The 2,856-nt window shown below is 73.8% G+C and carries 2 protein-coding genes; both read right to left on the bottom strand.

Features of this window, described 5'->3' with window-relative positions; genetic code table 11:
- On the bottom strand, positions 1-911 hold a 911-nt coding region (locus tag B9S61_RS12650), incomplete at its 3' end, for a TolB family protein (RefSeq protein WP_374936205.1).
- A gap of 5 nt (positions 912-916) precedes the next feature.
- Complete coding sequence (locus tag B9S61_RS12645; protein ID WP_103542342.1) at positions 917-2,701, bottom strand: N-acetylglutaminylglutamine amidotransferase; 1,785 nt, start codon at positions 2,699-2,701, stop codon at positions 917-919.
- Positions 2,702-2,856: the final 155 nt, after the last annotated feature.

Genomic DNA, 2,856 nt, shown 5'->3' with positions numbered 1-2,856 from the left:
TGCTCCCGGCCGCCGTCGCTGCGCAGCCACACCGTCCCGGCGTCCGGGGAGAAGCCGCCGACCCACGGGTCGCCGTCGGCGACCGGCAGCGCGCAGGTCACCACCCGGTCGCCGGTGCGGACGACGAGCGCCTCGCGGCGCCCTCGGGGACCCCGGTACACCAGGGCGAGCCGGCCGTCCCGGCTGAGATCGCACACGCGCTGGTTGGCCGCGCCGCGTTCACTCGCCAGCAGGACGGGTGCGGCCACACCCTCGGGGTCGACGAGGTAGGCGGACAGGGCCCTGGGTTCCGGTTCGTCGGCGGAGACCGTCCGGTCGCCGTCGGCGCTCCCCCCGGCCCTCGTGGTCCCCAGTCGTGCGGAGCCTGGTTCCAGCAGCACGGCACGGCCGTCACGGCCCGCCCGGTGAACGGCGTGGGAGGGACCCTGCGGCGCCGCAGGACCGGGGCGCACGGCGAAGGGCGGGGCGGAGTCGGTGACGGTCACCGCGACCGCGGAGCCGTCGTGCTGCCAGCAGCCGAGCCGTGCGGAGGTGCCCGGTTCGCCGCCCGCCAGCAGGTGCCGGCCGGTGCCGTCGGGGCGTACGCACAGGACGCGGGTGAGTTCGCCGCCGTCCGGCGCCGCCGTGTAGGCGATCCAGCGTCCGTCCGGAGACCAGGACACCTCCGTTACCGGGTGGGGGTCCGCGTCGAGCCGGCGCACCTCCTCGCCGGCCACGGGGGCGGTCCACAGCTGCGGCACCCCGGCCCGGTCGCAGACGAAGGCGACGGACCGGCCCCCGGGGTCGACGGACGGGTACCAGCAGCCGTGGACGGCCGGGGGCGGCACGTCGTACGGCGTCGCGGTGTCCGCGAGCCGTACCGGCTCCGGTGCGGGATGCGCACGCGTGGCGGCGTCGGTGCGTGTCTCCATGTGCGTCAGCGGATCCCGTGCGTCTGCAGCCATGTCTCCAGCAGCGCCGCCTGCCACAGGGCGTTCGCCCCTCGCCTGGTGCGGTGCGCGTCGGGCGCGGCGAGCAGTCCGGCGACGTACTCCTCGCGGAAGACGCCGCGGGCCCTGGCCTCGGGGGCGGTGAGGGTCTCGCGGACCCGCTGGAGGACGGGCCCGGCCATGTGCTTGATCGCCGGGACGGGGAAGTAGCCCTTGGGCCGGTCGACGACCTCGCGCGGCAGGACGCGGCGTCCGGCGGCCTTGAGGACGCCCTTGCCGCCGTCCGCGAGCTTCAGTCCGGGCGGACAGGCGGCGGCCAGTTCGACCAGTTCGTGGTCGAGGAACGGCACCCTGGCCTCCAGGCCCCAGTCCATCGTCATGTTGTCGACCCGTTTGACCGGATCGTCGACCATCATCACGAGCGTGTCCAGGCGGAGGTCGGCGTCGAGCGCCGTCTCGGCGCCCTTGGCCGCCATGTGTGCGCGGACGAACTCGGCGGAGGTGTCCCGGTCCGGCAGCAGGCCGGGCTGCACCACGGCCGCGAGGTCGGCGTGCGAGCGGTCGGAGTAGGTGTCGATGTACGCCTGGGCGGCATCCCGGCGCGGCACGTCCGCCATCCGCGGATACCAGTCGTACCCGGCGAACACCTCGTCGGCGCCCTGGCCGCTCTGCACGACCTTGACCTCCTTGGCCACCTGTTCCGAGAGCAGATGGAAGGCCACCACGTCGTGGCTCATCATCGGCTCGCTCATGGCGCGGACCGCCCCGTCCAGGGCGCCTGCCACCCTGTCGGAGGGGACCATCAGCTGGTGGTGGTGGGTGTCGAAGTGCCGGGCCACGAGGTCGGAGTAGTGGAACTCGTCGCCCTCCTCGTCGCCCTCGGACTCGAATCCGACGCTGAACGTCGCGAGGTCCTCCTGGCCCTCCTCGGCCAGCAGCGCCACGATCAGGCTGGAGTCCAGGCCGCCCGAGAGCAGCACTCCGACAGGTACGTCGGCGACCATGCGGCGGCGTACCGCGGTGCGCAGGGCGTCCAGTACGGCGTCGGTCCAGTCGTCGGCGCCGAGGCCGGCGTACTCGGGCCGGCGGGTGTGGACGGGATGCCAGTAGCGGTGATCGTGGTGGCTGCCGTCGGGCCGGACGACCCGCACGGTGGCCGGGGGCAGCTTGCGTACGCCGTTGAGGAGGGTGTGGGGCGCGGCGACGGTGGCGTGCCAGCTGAGGTACTGGTGCAGGGCGACCGGGTCCAGCGAGGTGTCGACGCCGCCGGCCGCGAGCAGCGCGGGCAGGGAGGAGGCGAACCTCAGGCGTTCGGCCGTGGCCGAGAGGTAGAGCGGTTTGATGCCGAGCCGGTCGCGGGCCAGGACCACGCGCCCGGTGTCCTGCTCGACGATCACGAAGGCGAACATGCCGTGGAGGCGGGTGACGCAGTCGGTGCCCCACTGCCGGTACGCCTTGAGGACCACCTCGGTGTCGGACCGGGAGAAGAAGCGGTGGCCGAGGGCGTGGAGCTCGTCGCGCAGCTCGCGGTAGTTGTAGACGCAGCCGTTGAAGACGCCGGCGAGGCGGGCCCCGGGGTCGGTCATGGGCTGGGAGCCGCTGTCCGACAGGTCGATGATCTTCAGACGGCGGTGTCCCAGGGCCGCCGGTCCCTGGGCCCACAGGCCGCGGCCGTCGGGGCCGCGCGGCGCGAGCCGGTCGGTCATGCGTTCCACCGCCGCGATGTCCGGCCGCCCGCCGTCGAACCGTATCTCCCCGCTGAGCCCACACATCAGCGGAACCTCCCCTCGCTCGGGGCCGGGTCCGGGTCCTGGTCCCCGTCCCGGCCCTGGTTCTGGTGCGGGGAAGACTGTGTGCTCCTGGACATGACGGTGTGACACTCTCCTTGGTCAGGGGTCGCCGATGGCGCGCACGAGCGGGGTCCGGA

This window comes from Streptomyces sp. SM1 (assembly GCF_002910825.1).
GTDB classification, from domain to species: domain Bacteria; phylum Actinomycetota; class Actinomycetes; order Streptomycetales; family Streptomycetaceae; genus Streptomyces; species Streptomyces okerensis.
Note: the sequence above shows the minus strand (reverse complement) of the source record. Positions and strands in the feature narration are given on the sequence as shown.